A 13,250-nucleotide genomic window follows, 5' to 3' on the forward strand; every position below is an offset into this window, starting at 1 on the left:
ATCTGAGATGAACCTGAAATGATTGCCTCGCCCAAAATCCGCCTCCGCCCCGGCCGAGTGGAAGACGTCGAAACCATCCACGCCGCGATCCTGAAACTCGGCACGCATATCGGTGCGCCCGAGGAGATCATTTCGACAGCAGATGATTTGCGCACCTACGGCTTTGGTGAAAAGCCCGCTTTCTCCACCCTGATCGCCGAAGTGGGCGGCGAGTTTGCCGGCCTTTGCCTGCATTTCCCGATCTTTTCGACATGGATGGGGCGGCCTGGCGTCTATGTGCAGGACCTCTATGTCGAGGATCGTTTTCGCGGCCGCAAGATCGGCGAGCGGCTGCTGCGGCGTGTTGCGGCGCAGTGCCGGAAGGAAGGCGGCGTCTATCTCCGGCTGTCCGTCGACACCGACAATGAAGGGGCCAAGGCCTTCTACGAGAGGCTGGGCATCGCCTGGTCGAGCTACGAACAGACCCAAAAAATCATCGGCGAGGCCTTCTTTGCTTTCGCCGACGCGCCGGAAAACGGGGATCAGGAATGAAAGCCTTCTATGCCGAGGAACAGAAGCGCCACGACCCCAGGGCCTTTCTTTCGAGCGGCGCGGCACAGCCCAATCCGGAAAAGCCGGAGCGCATCGAGAGATTGTTAGTCGGCGCACTATCTGCGGGTTGCACGATCGAGCGACCTCGGGATCATGGGCTCGGCCCGGCCGCGGCGGTGCACACGCCGGAATATCTGGATTTCCTCGAGCATATCTACGCGCGCTGGCAGCGCATCAAGGGCGCTTCGGCCGAAGTGATCCCCAACATCCATCCGATCGCGCGCAATGGCTCCTATCCGGCCTCGGCGGTCGGCCAGGCCGGCTATCACATGGCCGACACGGCCTGCCCGATCTCGGGCGAGACATGGCAGAGCGCGCTATGGAGCGCCTGGAGCGCGGTCGATGCGGCCGAGGCGGTGATATCAGGCGCACCGGCCGCCTACGCGCTGTGCCGCCCTCCCGGCCACCATGCCTTTGCCGATGTCGCCGGCGGCTTCTGTTTCATCAACAATTCGGCCGTCGCGGCGCAGGTTCTGCGCAAACAAGCCGCACGGGTGGCGATCCTCGATGTCGACCTGCATCACGGCAACGGCACGCAAGGCATCTTCTATGCACGGCCGGATGTGCTGACCGTCTCGCTGCACGCCGATCCGGTGCGCTTCTATCCGTTCTTCTGGGGTCATGCCGACGAGCGCGGCGAAGGGCCCGGCCTCGGCTATAATTTCAACCTGCCGCTGCCGCGCAAATCCGCCGACGCGGCGTTTCTCGAAGCGCTCGAGACGGCCTTCCAGCGCATCCGTGCCTTTTCGCCGGACGCGCTGGTCGTGGCGCTCGGCCTCGACGCGTTCGAGGGCGATCCGTTCGGCGGACTTTCGGTGACGACGCCTGGCTTCTCGCGCATCGGCGAGGCTATCGCAAAGCTCGACCTGCCGACGGTCATCGTCCAGGAGGGCGGCTACCTCTGCGACGAACTCGGCGACAATCTCACCACGTTCCTCACCGGCTTCGGCGGCAAGATGCGGTGAGTGCTCAAGCCAGCGTTAGGAGCGCTGCTGCCTGAGCATGGCGATGACCCGATGCACACTTTCCAGCGTTTCGTCGATTTCGGCTGCCGTGTTGTAGTGAGCAATGCCGATGCGCACGACGCCATGCTCGGCTGGAATGCCGAGCTGGTGGACGATCTCCCAGGCGTAGTTGTGACCGGACCACAGGAAGATGTTTTCGGCGTTCATCTGCCGCACGATTGTCTCCGGCACGATGCCATCGACGGTGAAGGAAACCGTCGGCACGCGATCGCCGAGCCGCTTCGGGTCAGTGATGCCGTGGATGGTCAGGCCCTCGATACCGGACAGGCCGTCGATCAACTGTTGCGCCAGCGGGTTTTCATAGGCGATCGAAACCGCAAACGCCTTGGCGATCTTGTGTCTTCTTGAACCGCCTTCGCCCGCCGCCGCGCCAAGGTCGGCAAAGTAGTCGACCGCGGCGGTGAGGCCGGCCATCAGCTCGATCTGCGGCGTGCCGAGTTCGAACCGCTCCGGCAGACCGTTGGAAGAGCAGCGGCATTTGTAGGGCTCCAGCGTCTCGATGACATCACGCCGGCCCCACAATATGCCCATATGCGGGCCGAAGAATTTGTAGGCCGAGCAGATCAGGAAATCGCAGCCGAGCTCCTGCACGTCGATCAGCCCGTGCGGCGCGAATTGGACGGCATCGACATAGACCAGCGCACCGGCATTGCTGGCTATCGCAGTCAGCGCCTTCACCCGGTTGATCGAACCGGTCAAATTGCTGGCGTAGTTCAACGCGACCAGCCGTGTCTTCTCCGAAAGCAAGCCAGCCAGCGTCGCCTCCTCGACCTGCCAGCTGGTTTCGTCGAACGGCAGCCAGCGCACGACGAGGCTGTGATCCTCGGCCAGTTGCAGCCAGGGCGAGACGTTGCCCTCATGGTCCATGCGGGTGAGAATGATCTCGTCACCGGGCTGCATCGTGCGGCCGAGCGTGCGCGAGATGTGGTAGGTCAGCGTCGTCATGTTGGCGCCGATGACGATTTCCTCAGGGCTTGCGGCGCCGAGGAAATCGGCCATGGCCTCATGTGCCTCATCGACGACCGCCTGCGCGGCAATCGTCGTTTCGAAGTAGCCGCCAAGGTTCGCATTGGTGGTCAAGAGACAGCGCGATACCGCATCCGCCACTGCCTGTGGCACCTGCGTGCCGGCAGGGTTGTCGAGATAGATGCGGCGGCGGCCCTTGTCGGTCAGAGAGAGAGCGGGAAATTTCCCCCGGATAGCCTCGATCGGAAAATTCATTGCCGCCCTTCTCCCATTGTAATCGTTGGATATTCGGCCAGCAATCCCCGTTCAAGGACAGGGATTGCCGACCCGCTGGTGGATCGCATCCACCGCCTTCTGCATTTCATCGGTCCAGACGACGTCGACGGAAGACAGCGCCATATCGAGCTGCGCAACGGTCGTCGCGCCGACGATGTTCGAGGTCACGAACGGCCGGCTCGAGACATAGGCGTTGGCAAACAGTGCCGGCTCCAGGCCAAAGGAGCGCGCCAGCTCGTTGTACTCAAGTTGCGCTTCGGCGGCACCTGGCGTCTCGTAGCGCTGGCCGCGGTTGAACAGCTGCGTGCGCGAGCCCTGTGGCCGCGCGCCGTGGTCGTACTTGCCGGTGAGATAGCCCTGCGCCAGCGGCGAATAGGGCAGCAGCGACACCTGCTCGCGCTCGCAGACCTCGGCGAGATTCACCTCGAAGGTGCGGTTGACGAGATTATAGGCGTTCTGGATCGACGCGACGCGCGGGCCGATACCCTGGTCGGCTTCGGCAAGGAACCGCATCACGCCCCAGGAACTCTCGTTCGACAGGCCGAAATGCCGGATCTTTCCTGCCTTCACCAATTCGTCAAACACGGCAAGCGTCTCGGCGATCGGCGTTTCGCCGGCCGGTGCGCCGACGGAATCGGCGCGTGGCGACACGGCGCCGACGCGCGTCGGGTTGGCGCCCCAGGGGATATCCCGCTCCGGCCAGTGGATCTGATAGAGGTCGATGTAGTCGGTGCCGAGCTTGGCTAGCGACTTGTCGATGGCGTCAAAGATATCGGCGCGCACCAGTTGCGACGGCCTGTCGCCGCGAAACCAGCTGTTGGCCGTGCGGCCGACGACCTTCGAGGCCAAGATCACCTTGTCGCGGTTGCCCTTGGCCTTCATCCAGCTGCCGATGATCTTTTCGGTCCGCCCCTGCGTCTCCGCCTTGGGCGGGATCGGATAGAGCTCGGCAGTGTCGATGAAATTGACGCCGCGCGAGAAAGCCAGGTCCATCTGGGCGTGGCCTTCGGCCTCGGTGTTCTGCTGGCCCCAGGTCATGGAGCCCAGGCAGATCTGGGTAACAAGAAGATCAGTCCGACCGAGACGGCGTTTGTGCATGGAATTCGGCTCCGGAGGAAGGCTGGCGCGACTGCGCGGAGGAGCCGCATCTATAGGCAAAGCAGAGCCGCTCTCCAAGCCTCGCCAGGCCGACTTTTGCGTGAACCAGCCGGGTTAGCGGCGAGCACCGGCCAGTGCACGACGCTTGGCCTCGTCGATCAGCATGTTGGCCACTTGCATGCGGATCATGGCGCGCTGGCGCAAATGTGGGGCGACGCGGTCGGGATGGTTGGCAAAGGCAAAGCTGCGGCGCATACGGCCGAAATCGGCGACCTGCTTGGGCTGATTGAGGCCGAGTTCGACGGCGATGGCTTCGGGATCGATCGGCGGCAGTTTTTCCTCGGGCTTTGGCTCTTCGCCGGCGAGAACCAGCTTGGCATGATCGAGCAAAGCGGCGAATTCGGTCGCCAGATCCGCGCCCGCCTCGCGATATTCGGCAGCGGAAACCTTGATGCGGCCGGAATGGAGTTCATCGGCCACCGAAAGATAGTCGAACGGGATGGATGGACGAGCGCCGGCCGCTTCGCCCTCGCCATTCTTGTCGGGGGCGATGAAGAGGTCGTCGAGCAACGAAGCGAAATCCCGCTTGGCGCCAGTAGCGATGTCAGCCTCCCCCTCGCCCGACCATTCGGGTATCGAAGCATAGAACCGGCTCGTTAAAAATGCATGGCACCGATCTCAACGAATTTAGCCGTCGCCTCGTGGCAGCCATGCAGCCAGCATTCGAGGCTACGATGCGCGTCAGCAAAAGTTTCACCCGGTTGCGGAAAATGGCGAAAAAATTCGCCAAGACATGGCAGGTATGCAAATGCTGCACTGCACAATTGTCACGATTCACCTATATTGGCAGCCGTGGAGGACCAATTTGGGGCTTGAATCATGGGTTTCTTCACTGAAATGTTCGCCCGGCCTCGGCCGCAGGAACATCTGAGATACCGCTCGGCGCTCGCGCTGCTTCATTCGATGAGCAATGCCGACCGCGCCGACATCGGGATCAAGCCGACCGACTTCCCCCGCATCGCCCGCGAAATGTCCGTTCGCTAGCTGCATCCGGTGTTCAGGATGTCCCGGATCGGTCCGGGACACCTCCAAAAACTCAATTCCTTAGCGCGATCCCAGGAATGTCGCCTTGCCCAACGGTACGCCATTGTGGCGAAGGATGTCGTAAGCCGTGGTGAGATGGAAATAGAAGTTGGGCATGGCCACATGCAGCAGATACTGCAGGCCGGGCATCGAGCTTTCGCGTCCACCAAGCTTCAGCTCGATGATCTTGTCATCGGAGCCGTCGAATTCGGCAGCCGAAAATGTCGCGAGAAGGTCGAGCGTCTTCGTGATGCGAGCCTGGACATCGGCAAAACTCGCCTCATTGTCCTCGTATTTCGGCACTTCGCGGCCGGCGAGCCGTGACGGCGCGCCCTTGGCATGATCGGTGGCGATCTGCACCTGCCTGGTCAAGGCGAACATGTCCGGCGCCAGCCGCGCCGTCAGAAAAACCTGCGGGTCTATCTTGCGGTCCAGCGTATTCTGTTCGGCGGTCGCAAGCACATTGGAAAGCGCTTTCAGCCTGGCCGAAAACACCGGCACGGATGCCTCATACATCGATATCGTCACGTCAAATCTCCTGCCCGGCCCAGCGCCGGCGGACGCGACGTAGCGCCTTCGTGCAGGATTTTTCAAGGCCGCCGACGCCGCGTCACCACGTTGCCGCAATCGCCGTCGTAGAATCCTCTTATCGAGCGGAGGTTCCCGATGAGATGCGCCCTTTTCGCAGCGACTGCCTTTCTCTCCCTTGCCCCGATCGGTCAAACGACCTTGGCAGCCGAAGATGCCCGCGAAACGCCCTATGTCGACGACCGGTCGAGCGCCGATGCTGTTGTGCGTTCGCTCTACAGCGCCATCAGCCGGCACGAATTCGCTCGCGCCTGGGGGTATTTCGGCGATACAAAACCGGCAAAGGATTTCGACAGTTTCGTCAAGGGCTATGACGGCACCGACAAGGTCGAGGTCTTGACCGGGGCGGTTTCCGACGAAGGTGCGGCCGGCAGCATTTTCTACAACGTGCCCGTCGCCATCCGCGCCACCGACAAGAGCGGCGGCGAAAAGGTTTTTGCCGGCTGCTACACGCTGCGCCAGGTGAATGCCCAGATCCAGGCGGAGCCACCCTTCGATCCGATCCACATCGAGAAGGGGGCACTGAAACCCTCCACCGCCGATTTCGAGGAGGCGCTGCCGCCAAGCTGCGGCGACGGGCCGCCGCCACCGAAGAAGGACACCGCACTGGAGCAGGCAAAGAAGGCGTTTCTGGCAACCTATGGCGGCCAGTGCGACAAACAGTTCCTGGCCGACGGGCCGACGGTCTTTTCAATCAAATACAAGGACAAGGATGCGCAGCCCGGCGACCCCGACAAGGAGACGCGGCTGTTCCATTTTTCCTGCTCGGCCGCCGCCTACAATGAAAGCTCGGTCTATTATATGACCGACGAGACATCGGCCGTGCAGCAATTGCAATTCGCCGAACCCAAGATGGACATCCGCTACGAGAACAATGACAGCAACGGCAAATTGCTGGGCATGAGCATCGTCGGTTTCCAGACGTCCGGCTGGGCGGTCAATTCCGACTACGACGAGGCCACCCAGACGATCACCACGTTCAACAAGTGGCGCGGGGTCGGCGATGCTTCCGACGCCGGCACGTATCTGTTCCGCAACGGCAATTTCTCGCTGGTCCAGTACGACGTCGATGCATCATATGATGGCGAGCAAAATCCCGAGACTGTCGTCGACTACAACACTGCGCCTTGAGCGTCACACGGGCTTGCAGGCAGCCTGTCAGGGCGACTTCGACAGCATCCAGTTGAGCGTGCCGCGCCAGTCGGTCATGCGGATCGGGGTGCCATGGGTGCCGGTCTCGAAACGAACGAAACGGGTCGGGTAAGTCTTCGATTTGGCCAGGATCGAGCGAAAGAATGCCTCCTGATTTGCCACTGGGAAGACCACGTCGTGACTGCCCTGGCCGAAAAAGACCGGCACACGGCGCTTGAATGCTGGGCTGGTGAAAAAGCTCTCATCCCATAGCGAGCCGAGCAGCAGCAGGCCGTTGATGCGGCCGCCCATGTCCTTGCGCGCGGCAAGCTTCCAGCACAGCGCACCACCCATCGATCCGCAGGCAACGAAGATCTTCGCGCCTGGCGACCGGTCGGCATAGTGACCGATCAGCGCTGCCACCTGCGCTGCTCCCTTGTCGCCGAAATCGGTAAAATCCGGGCTAAGGTAGAGGCCGCCATTGCTGGCCATCAGGTTCTTGAGCCGGTTGAAATTGCCGCCGAAGGTGAAGTCATCGACGCCTTGCTTGCGGCTGCCGCCCTGCCCGTGCAGGTAAAGCACGATGATGCCGGCGCCCTCGGTCTTGCCGACGGCGACATGCCTGATATCGCCGGCGTCGGTTTTCAGCAACAGATCCTGCTGCACCTTGCGCACGCTGGCGTCGGTATATTGGGCGTTCACCCGCCGCTCGGGCACCTGGTCACGCTGGTTGATGTCGCGCATCTCGCGGTAGTCGATGACCGTGTAGGCGCCGTTGCTGTCGGACGACAGCGTGGGCGGATAGGCGAAGAGATCGTCCTTGAAGGGTTTTAGGGACAGCGTCTGACTTTGCGCGGCCGAAGACAGCAACGCGGTCGTGACTGCAAAGGCACAGAAAATTTGGCGGCGAAAAGACATACCCAAGGCATGCGTAATTCGGCTTGGGTTTGTCAATCCTGCAGCACGCCGCCGGCGCCTTCCAGCGCCTCGCGCGTGTCGACATCGACAGACGCCGCCGCGCCGATCTCGACATCGATGACATCGAGCCCTTCGGTCTCGACCAGATGGCGTGCACCGGTGTCGCCCTCCAGATGGGCGATCGCCGGAAACAGCGAACGCGGCAACAGCACCGGATTGCCGCGCTTGCCGTCATGCGAAGCGCGGACCACCGCATTGCCGCCGCCCTTGCGGAACGCATCGATCAAGCTGTCGAGATCGTCGGACGTGATATCGGGCATGTCGCCGAGCGCGATCATCACACCGGCGGAGTCCTCCGGCAGATAGGCAATGCCGGCCTTCAGCGACGTGGACAAGCCGTCGGCAAAATCAGGATTATCGGCGAAAATCACGTCGAGGCCCGCCAGCGCAGCGCGCACCCGCTCGCGCTGGTGGCCGGTGACGACGACAGTTCTGGACGCCTTCGAGCCAAGCGCCCGCTCGGCGGTGCGGTACACCAGCGGCTTGCCATCGAACAGCGCCAGCAGCTTGTTGGGTCCACCCATGCGGCTCGACCGGCCGGCCGCCAGCAGCACGATGCCGACCTTCAGTTGAGATTTGGCCGGCAGCGGTTCGCGGGGCTGCGGCCGTGTGGGGATTTCCATCAACAGCCCGCCGACCCCCATGCCGGCAATATCCCTAGCGGTCACGTCGAGACCGGCGATCAATCGGTCCAGCACCCAATCGAACCCGTTCTCCTTGGGACTGCGGGCGCAGCCGGGCGCGCCGATGATGTGCTTGCCTCCGAGCGCACCGAGCACCAGCAGATTGCCGGGATCGACCGGCATACCGGCGCGGACGACGGTACCGCCCGCTTTCTCGATCGCCGCGGGAATGACATCGGCGAAATCGCTCATCGCCGAGGCGCCGAAGATCACCACCACGTCATTGTCGCGCACCAGGGAAGCCGTGGCCTCCGCCACCGGCGCGATCTCATGCGCCGTGCGGCGCTCGGCCGTCAGCCTGCCGCCGGTGCGCGCCAGCCGTGCTTCGGTGACCCGCAGCGTCTTGTCGAGCACGGAAGGCTTGATGCCCGGCAGAACCGTCTGGATGACGCCGACACGCACGGGCCGGTAGGCATTGACGGCAAAGATCTCGCCTGCGGCGCAGATTTCTGTCGCAGCGTCGACCAGCGCTGAACCGACCGCGAAGGGAATGATCTTCACCGTCGCGACCATCTGGCCTTTTTCGACCGGCGCATGCTGCGCCAGCGTGGCGATGGTGATGGCGGGATCGATGGCATTGATGGCGTCGATGGCAACGGCATCGACCGTGAAGATGCCCGGCGCCTTGGCGTGGAGGTTGACCCGCCCGGTCGCGGCAGGCTTGGCTTCGATGCCGCGAAAGGCCATGCTCCCGGCAATCGTTTGCGCGGCCGCATCCTCGCCGAGGTCGTCCTCAGCCAGAACAGCCGCAACGACCTCGGAAACACCGGCAGTCCGTAGCAGCGCCACATCTTCGGCGCTCAGCCTATGCGCCTTGCGGAAGCGGCGTTCACCAGCGGTGGTGGAGTGTGCCAGCACCGCGCCTTCCGCCGTCTCGATCGGGATCGGTCCGAATTTCACGCCGCCGCACCTTTTGCGTCCAGCCCGCGCGAGCGGAAGGCATGGATCGCCTGGGCCAACACCGCAACAGCAATCTCTCCCGGGCTGGCAGCACCAATATCGAGCCCGATCGGCGCATGGATACGGGCGATCTGGTCGGCGCTCGCGCCCAGCGCCAGCAAACGTTCGACACGCTTGGCATGCGTCTTCCTGCTGCCGAGCGCGCCGACATAGAAGCAGTTGGCGTCTAGTGCTGCCTTCAGGGCGAAATCATCGACCTTCGGATCATGGGTGACGGCGGCAAGTGCGGTGTAGCTGTCGAGCGGCTGACGCTTCAGCACATCCTCCGGCCATTCGGCATGAAGCGCCACATCGGGAAAGCGGTCCGGCGTGGCGAAAGCGGTGCGGGGGTCGATGATCTCCACGGGATAGCCGGCGATCTTCGCCATCGGCGCCAGCGCCTGGCTGATATGAACAGCGCCAATCACGACCAGACGCGGCTGCGGCAGATGCGCGTTGAGAAAGAAAGTCCGCCCCTCGGCTTCGACCGAACCGGAGTTGCCTGTGCGGAACGCCCTGGCGATCGCGGTTCCGAGATCGCCGGCGACGTGATCGCCCTCGCGCACGATCCGGTCGCGGCCGTCACCGAGATCGGTGACAAGGATCGCCGCACGGCGGGCGCGTCGTTCGGCGTTCAAAGTTTTTAAGGCGTAGGGATCCATCAGGAAATCTCTTGTCCGAGCATCATCTTGTCCAAAAACCGGGTCCCACTTTTTGGGATCATGCTCTAGCCCAGTCTTTCCACGTACACCTTGATGCGGCCGCCACAGGACAAGCCCACTTGCCATGCGGTTTCATCGGCAACACCGAACTCCAGCATCCTGGCCTTGCCGCTGTCGATGACGTCGATGGCCTCGCTGACCACAGCGCCTTCGACGCAGCCGCCCGAGACGGAGCCGTGGAAATTGCCGTCTGCGTCGATGACCAGATGGCTGCCTACAGGTCGGGGCGCCGAACCCCAGGTCTCGACCACTGTCGCGATGGCCACGTCCTTGCCGTCCTTCATCCAGCCCTCCGCAATGATCAGCGGGTCGCGGGCCTCATCCAGATAAATGCTGTTTTCCATGACCGTTTCTCCAGAAGTCTGTTTTTCTCGGGATCTGTTTTCCGGATGGGAAGGATATGGTTATGCGGCGCGCCTCGCGCCAGCTTCCAGCCATCGGCGCGGATCGACGGATTGTGCCGACTTCTTGTCCAATGACGCGCAGAGATCGGCGAGCGCATCGAGATTGTGCACCGAGCGGAACTCGTCGACATGCGGCAGCATCGCCTTGACGCCACGGGCGCGCGCCTGGAAGCCGTCGAAGCGCAGCAACGGGTTCAGCCAGATCAGCCGCCGGCAGGATTTGTGCAGGCGCTCCATCTCCTCCGACAGGCCGGCGACATCGTCGCGCTCCAGCCCATCTGTGATCAGAAGCACGACCGCCCCCTGCCCCAGCACGCGACGCGACCATGTCAGGTTGAACTCGGCCAGCGTGTCGCCGATGCGGGTGCCACCCGACCAGTCCATGACCGCCGCCGAACAGTCGGCAAGGGCTGCATCCGGGTCGCGATGGCGCATCTGCCGCGTCAGATTGGTCAGCCGGGTACCGAAGACGAAGGTGTGCACGCGACGCCTTTTTTCCGTCAGCGCATGCAGGAAATGCAGGAAAATCCGCGTGTACTGGCTCATCGAGCCGGAAATGTCGGCCAACACGACCAGTGGCGGATGAACCTCGCGGGCTGAGCGGAATTTCGGCAGGATCAGTTCGCCGCCGGTGCGCGCGGCCGAACGCATCATGGCGCGCGGATCGATGCGGCGGCCATGCGCATCGGCCTTGAAGCGCCGCGTCCGCACCATGTCGAAAGGCAACCGCAACTGCGCGATCGCCTTCTTGGCGTCGGCCATCTCGGCGGCGTTCATCTGGGCAAAATCCTTGGCCCGCAGCACCTCGTTGCCGGAAAAGGTGAAGCGGGCGTCGACCTCGATCTCGGGAATTTCCTGTGGCGGCTGGTTCTTCTGGTGTCCCTCGAACATCGCCTGGCTGACTCGGTTTTCAGCGGCGCGTGGCTTCTGCTTTTCCCTGGTGTCGGGCGCCACCGGCGAAAACATCGCCAGCATCTTTTCGATCAGTTCGCGCGACTTCCAGAACAGCCGGAAGGCCTCGTCGAAAATGGCGTGATCCTCATGCCGCGACACCAGCACGGCGTGCAGCGTCCAGTAGAAATCGTCGCGCGAACCGATGCCCGCGGCGAGCACCGCCTCGATGGCGTCCTTGACCGAGGCCGGCCCGACCCGCATGCCCGCCTTGCGCAAGGTGCGGGCAAAATAGACGATGTTGTCGGCGATCCGCCCGTGCGGCATGGCCTCTTTTGGCTCGGGGCGCGGCATCGCCTACTCCGCCGCCGAAAGCTCGGCCTTCACCTCGTTGAGGATGCGCCGGCCTTCGCCCTGTTCGATGCGGGCAATGTCGTCCTGGTATTTCAACAGCACACCGATCGTATCGGAGACGGTTTCCGGATCGAGCGCCACCTTGTCGAGCTCGGTCAGCGCGCCGGCCCAGTCGATGGTTTCGGCGACACCCGGCACCTTGAACAGCTCGATCTGGCGCAGCTTCTGGATGAAGGAGACCACTTCGGCCGAAAGGCGCTGGTTGGCCTGCGGCACCTTGCGGCGCACGATCTCCAACTCGCGCTCGGCATTGGGATAGTCGACCCAGTGATAGAGGCAGCGCCGCTTCAGCGCGTCGTGGATCTCACGGGTGCGGTTGGTGGTGATGATGACGATCGGCGGCTCTTCCGCCTTGATGGTGCCGAGCTCGGGCACCGTCACCTGGAAGTCGGACAGGATTTCGAGCAGGAAGGCCTCGAACGCCTCGTCGGTGCGGTCGAGCTCATCGATCAGGAAAACCGGGGCAGCCCCCGCCTTGCCGGTCAGCGCATCGAGCACCGGGCGGCGGATCAGGTATTTTTCGGAGAAGACGTTGCGCTCCATGGCGGAGCGCTCGACCTTGCCGGCCGCCTCCTCCATGCGGATCTCAATCATCTGCGCGGCGTAGTTCCACTCGTAGACGGCGGACGAGACGTCAAGGCCTTCATAGCATTGCAGGCGGATCAGCCGGCGGCCGAGCGCCTGTGCCAACACCTTGGCGATCTCGGTCTTGCCGACGCCGGCCTCGCCCTCAAGGAAAAGCGGCCGCTTCATACGCAACGACAGGAACAGTACGGTCGCCAGCGACCGGTCCGCCACATAGTCCGCACCGGTCAGGAGATCGAGCGTCTCGTCGATCGTCCGTGGCGCGGCGCGCGGTTTCAGCTCGGTCATTCTTTCTCCGTGAACGCCGCCGCTCCGCTTTCCAGTACGTGGTAGCCGCGGGCGTGATAGATCAGCGGCCGCAAATTATCGCCCATCCGCAGGCCTGTCACCTTGCCAAAAAGCACACGATGGGTGGCCAGGTCCTTGGTATCGATCAATTCGCAGTCGAACACGGCGAGCGCACCCTTCAGCGTCGGCGCGCCGGTGGAGATCACGTCCCATTCGCCGAGCGCGAAGCGCTCCTCGACCGGCAAGCCGGTGATTCCGGAAAAGCCGACTGACAGCGGCTCCTGGTGGGAAGCCAGGGTGTTCAAGGCAAACCTGCCGTTTTTCACGAACGGTTCGTTCTTGGGATTTTCGCGATTGAGACAGACCAGAATGGTCGGCGGGGTGTCCGAAACCGAGCAGGCCGCGATCACCGTCGCGCCGCGCTTGCCGGCCGGCCCGTCGGTGGTGACCACATGGACGTGGCCGGCAAAGTGGCTCATCGCGTCGCGATAGGCCTGCGGCCCAATGTCGTTCTTCTTCAGCACCGTATTTTTTCCATTGTCAGGATCCTATCGACATATATGGCCAGACATAGCCCGCCACAAGCGA

The 13,250-nt window shown here is 63.0% G+C and carries 15 protein-coding genes; 4 read left to right on the top strand and 11 right to left on the bottom strand.

Features of this window, described 5'->3' with window-relative positions; genetic code table 11:
• Nucleotides 1–18 precede the first annotated feature (18 nt).
• Together MESCI_RS21705 and MESCI_RS21710 are read left to right on the top strand one after the other, a co-directional pair.
• On the top strand, nucleotides 19–531 hold the full coding sequence (locus tag MESCI_RS21705) for a GNAT family N-acetyltransferase (RefSeq protein ID WP_013532101.1): 513 nt from the start codon (nucleotides 19–21) through the stop codon (nucleotides 529–531).
• Nucleotides 528–1,556 carry a histone deacetylase family protein gene (locus tag MESCI_RS21710; RefSeq protein WP_013532102.1) on the top strand — a complete coding sequence of 343 codons (1,029 nt, stop codon included), beginning with the start codon at nucleotides 528–530 and terminating at the stop codon, nucleotides 1,554–1,556. Before MESCI_RS21705 ends, MESCI_RS21710 begins: the two co-directional genes overlap by 4 nt.
• A 15-nt stretch (nucleotides 1,557–1,571) precedes the next feature.
• On the opposite strand, the gene MESCI_RS21715 is transcribed toward MESCI_RS21710, so the two are convergent.
• From MESCI_RS21715 to MESCI_RS32320, 3 genes are all read right to left on the bottom strand, one after another.
• Nucleotides 1,572–2,837: a cysteine desulfurase-like protein gene (locus MESCI_RS21715; RefSeq protein WP_013532103.1), complete on the bottom strand. Its 1,266-nt coding sequence runs from the start codon at nucleotides 2,835–2,837 to the stop codon at nucleotides 1,572–1,574.
• Between the two features lie 51 nt (nucleotides 2,838–2,888).
• The gene (locus MESCI_RS21720; RefSeq protein ID WP_013532104.1) at nucleotides 2,889–3,956 is read right to left on the bottom strand and encodes an aldo/keto reductase; all 1,068 of its coding nucleotides are present in this window, start codon (nucleotides 3,954–3,956) and stop codon (nucleotides 2,889–2,891) included.
• 114 nt (nucleotides 3,957–4,070) lie between these two features.
• Nucleotides 4,071–4,526, bottom strand: coding sequence for a hypothetical protein (locus tag MESCI_RS32320; RefSeq protein WP_013532105.1), 456 nt, complete (start codon nucleotides 4,524–4,526; stop codon nucleotides 4,071–4,073).
• A gap of 309 nt (nucleotides 4,527–4,835) precedes the next feature.
• Here MESCI_RS32320 and MESCI_RS32325 point away from each other — a divergent pair, with 309 nt between their 5' ends.
• Nucleotides 4,836–5,000, top strand: coding sequence for a hypothetical protein (locus MESCI_RS32325; protein ID WP_013532106.1), 165 nt, complete (start codon nucleotides 4,836–4,838; stop codon nucleotides 4,998–5,000).
• 60 nt (nucleotides 5,001–5,060) lie between these two features.
• Here MESCI_RS32325 and MESCI_RS21730 read toward each other — a convergent pair whose 3' ends face one another.
• Nucleotides 5,061–5,567, bottom strand: a complete 507-nt coding sequence (locus MESCI_RS21730; protein WP_013532107.1) for a DUF1993 domain-containing protein — start codon at nucleotides 5,565–5,567, stop codon at nucleotides 5,061–5,063.
• A gap of 138 nt (nucleotides 5,568–5,705) precedes the next feature.
• Here MESCI_RS21730 and MESCI_RS21735 point away from each other — a divergent pair, with 138 nt between their 5' ends.
• Complete coding sequence (locus MESCI_RS21735; RefSeq protein ID WP_013532108.1) at nucleotides 5,706–6,758, top strand: DUF1176 domain-containing protein; 1,053 nt, start codon at nucleotides 5,706–5,708, stop codon at nucleotides 6,756–6,758.
• Nucleotides 6,759–6,785: 27 nt separating this feature from the next.
• Here MESCI_RS21735 and MESCI_RS21740 read toward each other — a convergent pair whose 3' ends face one another.
• The 7 genes from MESCI_RS21740 to MESCI_RS21770 form a co-directional block, all read right to left on the bottom strand.
• Entirely contained in the window at nucleotides 6,786–7,676 is an 891-nt protein-coding gene (locus MESCI_RS21740) for an alpha/beta hydrolase family protein (protein WP_013532109.1), read from the bottom strand.
• Nucleotides 7,677–7,708: 32 nt separating this feature from the next.
• Nucleotides 7,709–9,319 (bottom strand): NTP transferase domain-containing protein, encoded by a 1,611-nt coding sequence (locus MESCI_RS21745; RefSeq protein WP_013532110.1) that lies wholly within the window; start codon nucleotides 9,317–9,319, stop codon nucleotides 7,709–7,711.
• Entirely contained in the window at nucleotides 9,316–10,020 is a 705-nt protein-coding gene (locus MESCI_RS21750) for an XdhC family protein (RefSeq protein WP_013532111.1), read from the bottom strand. The genes MESCI_RS21745 and MESCI_RS21750 overlap by 4 nt, the downstream gene beginning before the upstream one ends.
• Before the next feature lie 65 nt (nucleotides 10,021–10,085).
• A complete protein-coding gene (locus MESCI_RS21755) occupies nucleotides 10,086–10,424 on the bottom strand; it encodes an XdhC family protein (protein ID WP_013532112.1) in 339 nt (112 codons plus the stop codon).
• 60 nt (nucleotides 10,425–10,484) lie between these two features.
• Nucleotides 10,485–11,729: a vWA domain-containing protein gene (locus MESCI_RS21760; RefSeq protein ID WP_013532113.1), complete on the bottom strand. Its 1,245-nt coding sequence runs from the start codon at nucleotides 11,727–11,729 to the stop codon at nucleotides 10,485–10,487.
• Between the two features lie 3 nt (nucleotides 11,730–11,732).
• Nucleotides 11,733–12,662 carry an AAA family ATPase gene (locus tag MESCI_RS21765; RefSeq protein WP_013532114.1) on the bottom strand — a complete coding sequence of 310 codons (930 nt, stop codon included), beginning with the start codon at nucleotides 12,660–12,662 and terminating at the stop codon, nucleotides 11,733–11,735.
• Complete coding sequence (locus MESCI_RS21770; RefSeq protein ID WP_013532115.1) at nucleotides 12,659–13,186, bottom strand: flavin reductase; 528 nt, start codon at nucleotides 13,184–13,186, stop codon at nucleotides 12,659–12,661. The genes MESCI_RS21765 and MESCI_RS21770 overlap by 4 nt, the downstream gene beginning before the upstream one ends.
• Between the last annotated feature and the right edge of the window lie 64 nt (nucleotides 13,187–13,250).

It is taken from the genome of Mesorhizobium ciceri biovar biserrulae WSM1271, assembly GCF_000185905.1.
Taxonomy (GTDB): Bacteria; Pseudomonadota; Alphaproteobacteria; order Rhizobiales; family Rhizobiaceae; genus Mesorhizobium; species Mesorhizobium ciceri.

Bases quoted from the DNA above. Each gene is read 5' to 3' on its own strand.
- MESCI_RS21705 (WP_013532101.1), top strand. From the start codon at position 19: ATGATTGCCTCGCCCAAAATCCGCCTCCGCCCCGGCCGAGTGGAAGAC.
- MESCI_RS21710 (WP_013532102.1), top strand. From the start codon at position 528: ATGAAAGCCTTCTATGCCGAGGAACAGAAGCGCCACGACCCCAGGGCC.
- MESCI_RS21715 (WP_013532103.1), bottom strand. From the start codon at position 2,837: ATGAATTTTCCGATCGAGGCTATCCGGGGGAAATTTCCCGCTCTCTCT.
- MESCI_RS21720 (WP_013532104.1), bottom strand. From the start codon at position 3,956: ATGCACAAACGCCGTCTCGGTCGGACTGATCTTCTTGTTACCCAGATC.
- MESCI_RS32325 (WP_013532106.1), top strand. From the start codon at position 4,836: ATGGGTTTCTTCACTGAAATGTTCGCCCGGCCTCGGCCGCAGGAACAT.
- MESCI_RS21735 (WP_013532108.1), top strand. From the start codon at position 5,706: ATGAGATGCGCCCTTTTCGCAGCGACTGCCTTTCTCTCCCTTGCCCCG.
- MESCI_RS21740 (WP_013532109.1), bottom strand. From the start codon at position 7,676: ATGTCTTTTCGCCGCCAAATTTTCTGTGCCTTTGCAGTCACGACCGCG.
- MESCI_RS21750 (WP_013532111.1), bottom strand. From the start codon at position 10,020: ATGGATCCCTACGCCTTAAAAACTTTGAACGCCGAACGACGCGCCCGC.
- MESCI_RS21755 (WP_013532112.1), bottom strand. From the start codon at position 10,424: ATGGAAAACAGCATTTATCTGGATGAGGCCCGCGACCCGCTGATCATT.
- MESCI_RS21760 (WP_013532113.1), bottom strand. From the start codon at position 11,729: ATGCCGCGCCCCGAGCCAAAAGAGGCCATGCCGCACGGGCGGATCGCC.
- MESCI_RS21765 (WP_013532114.1), bottom strand. From the start codon at position 12,662: ATGACCGAGCTGAAACCGCGCGCCGCGCCACGGACGATCGACGAGACG.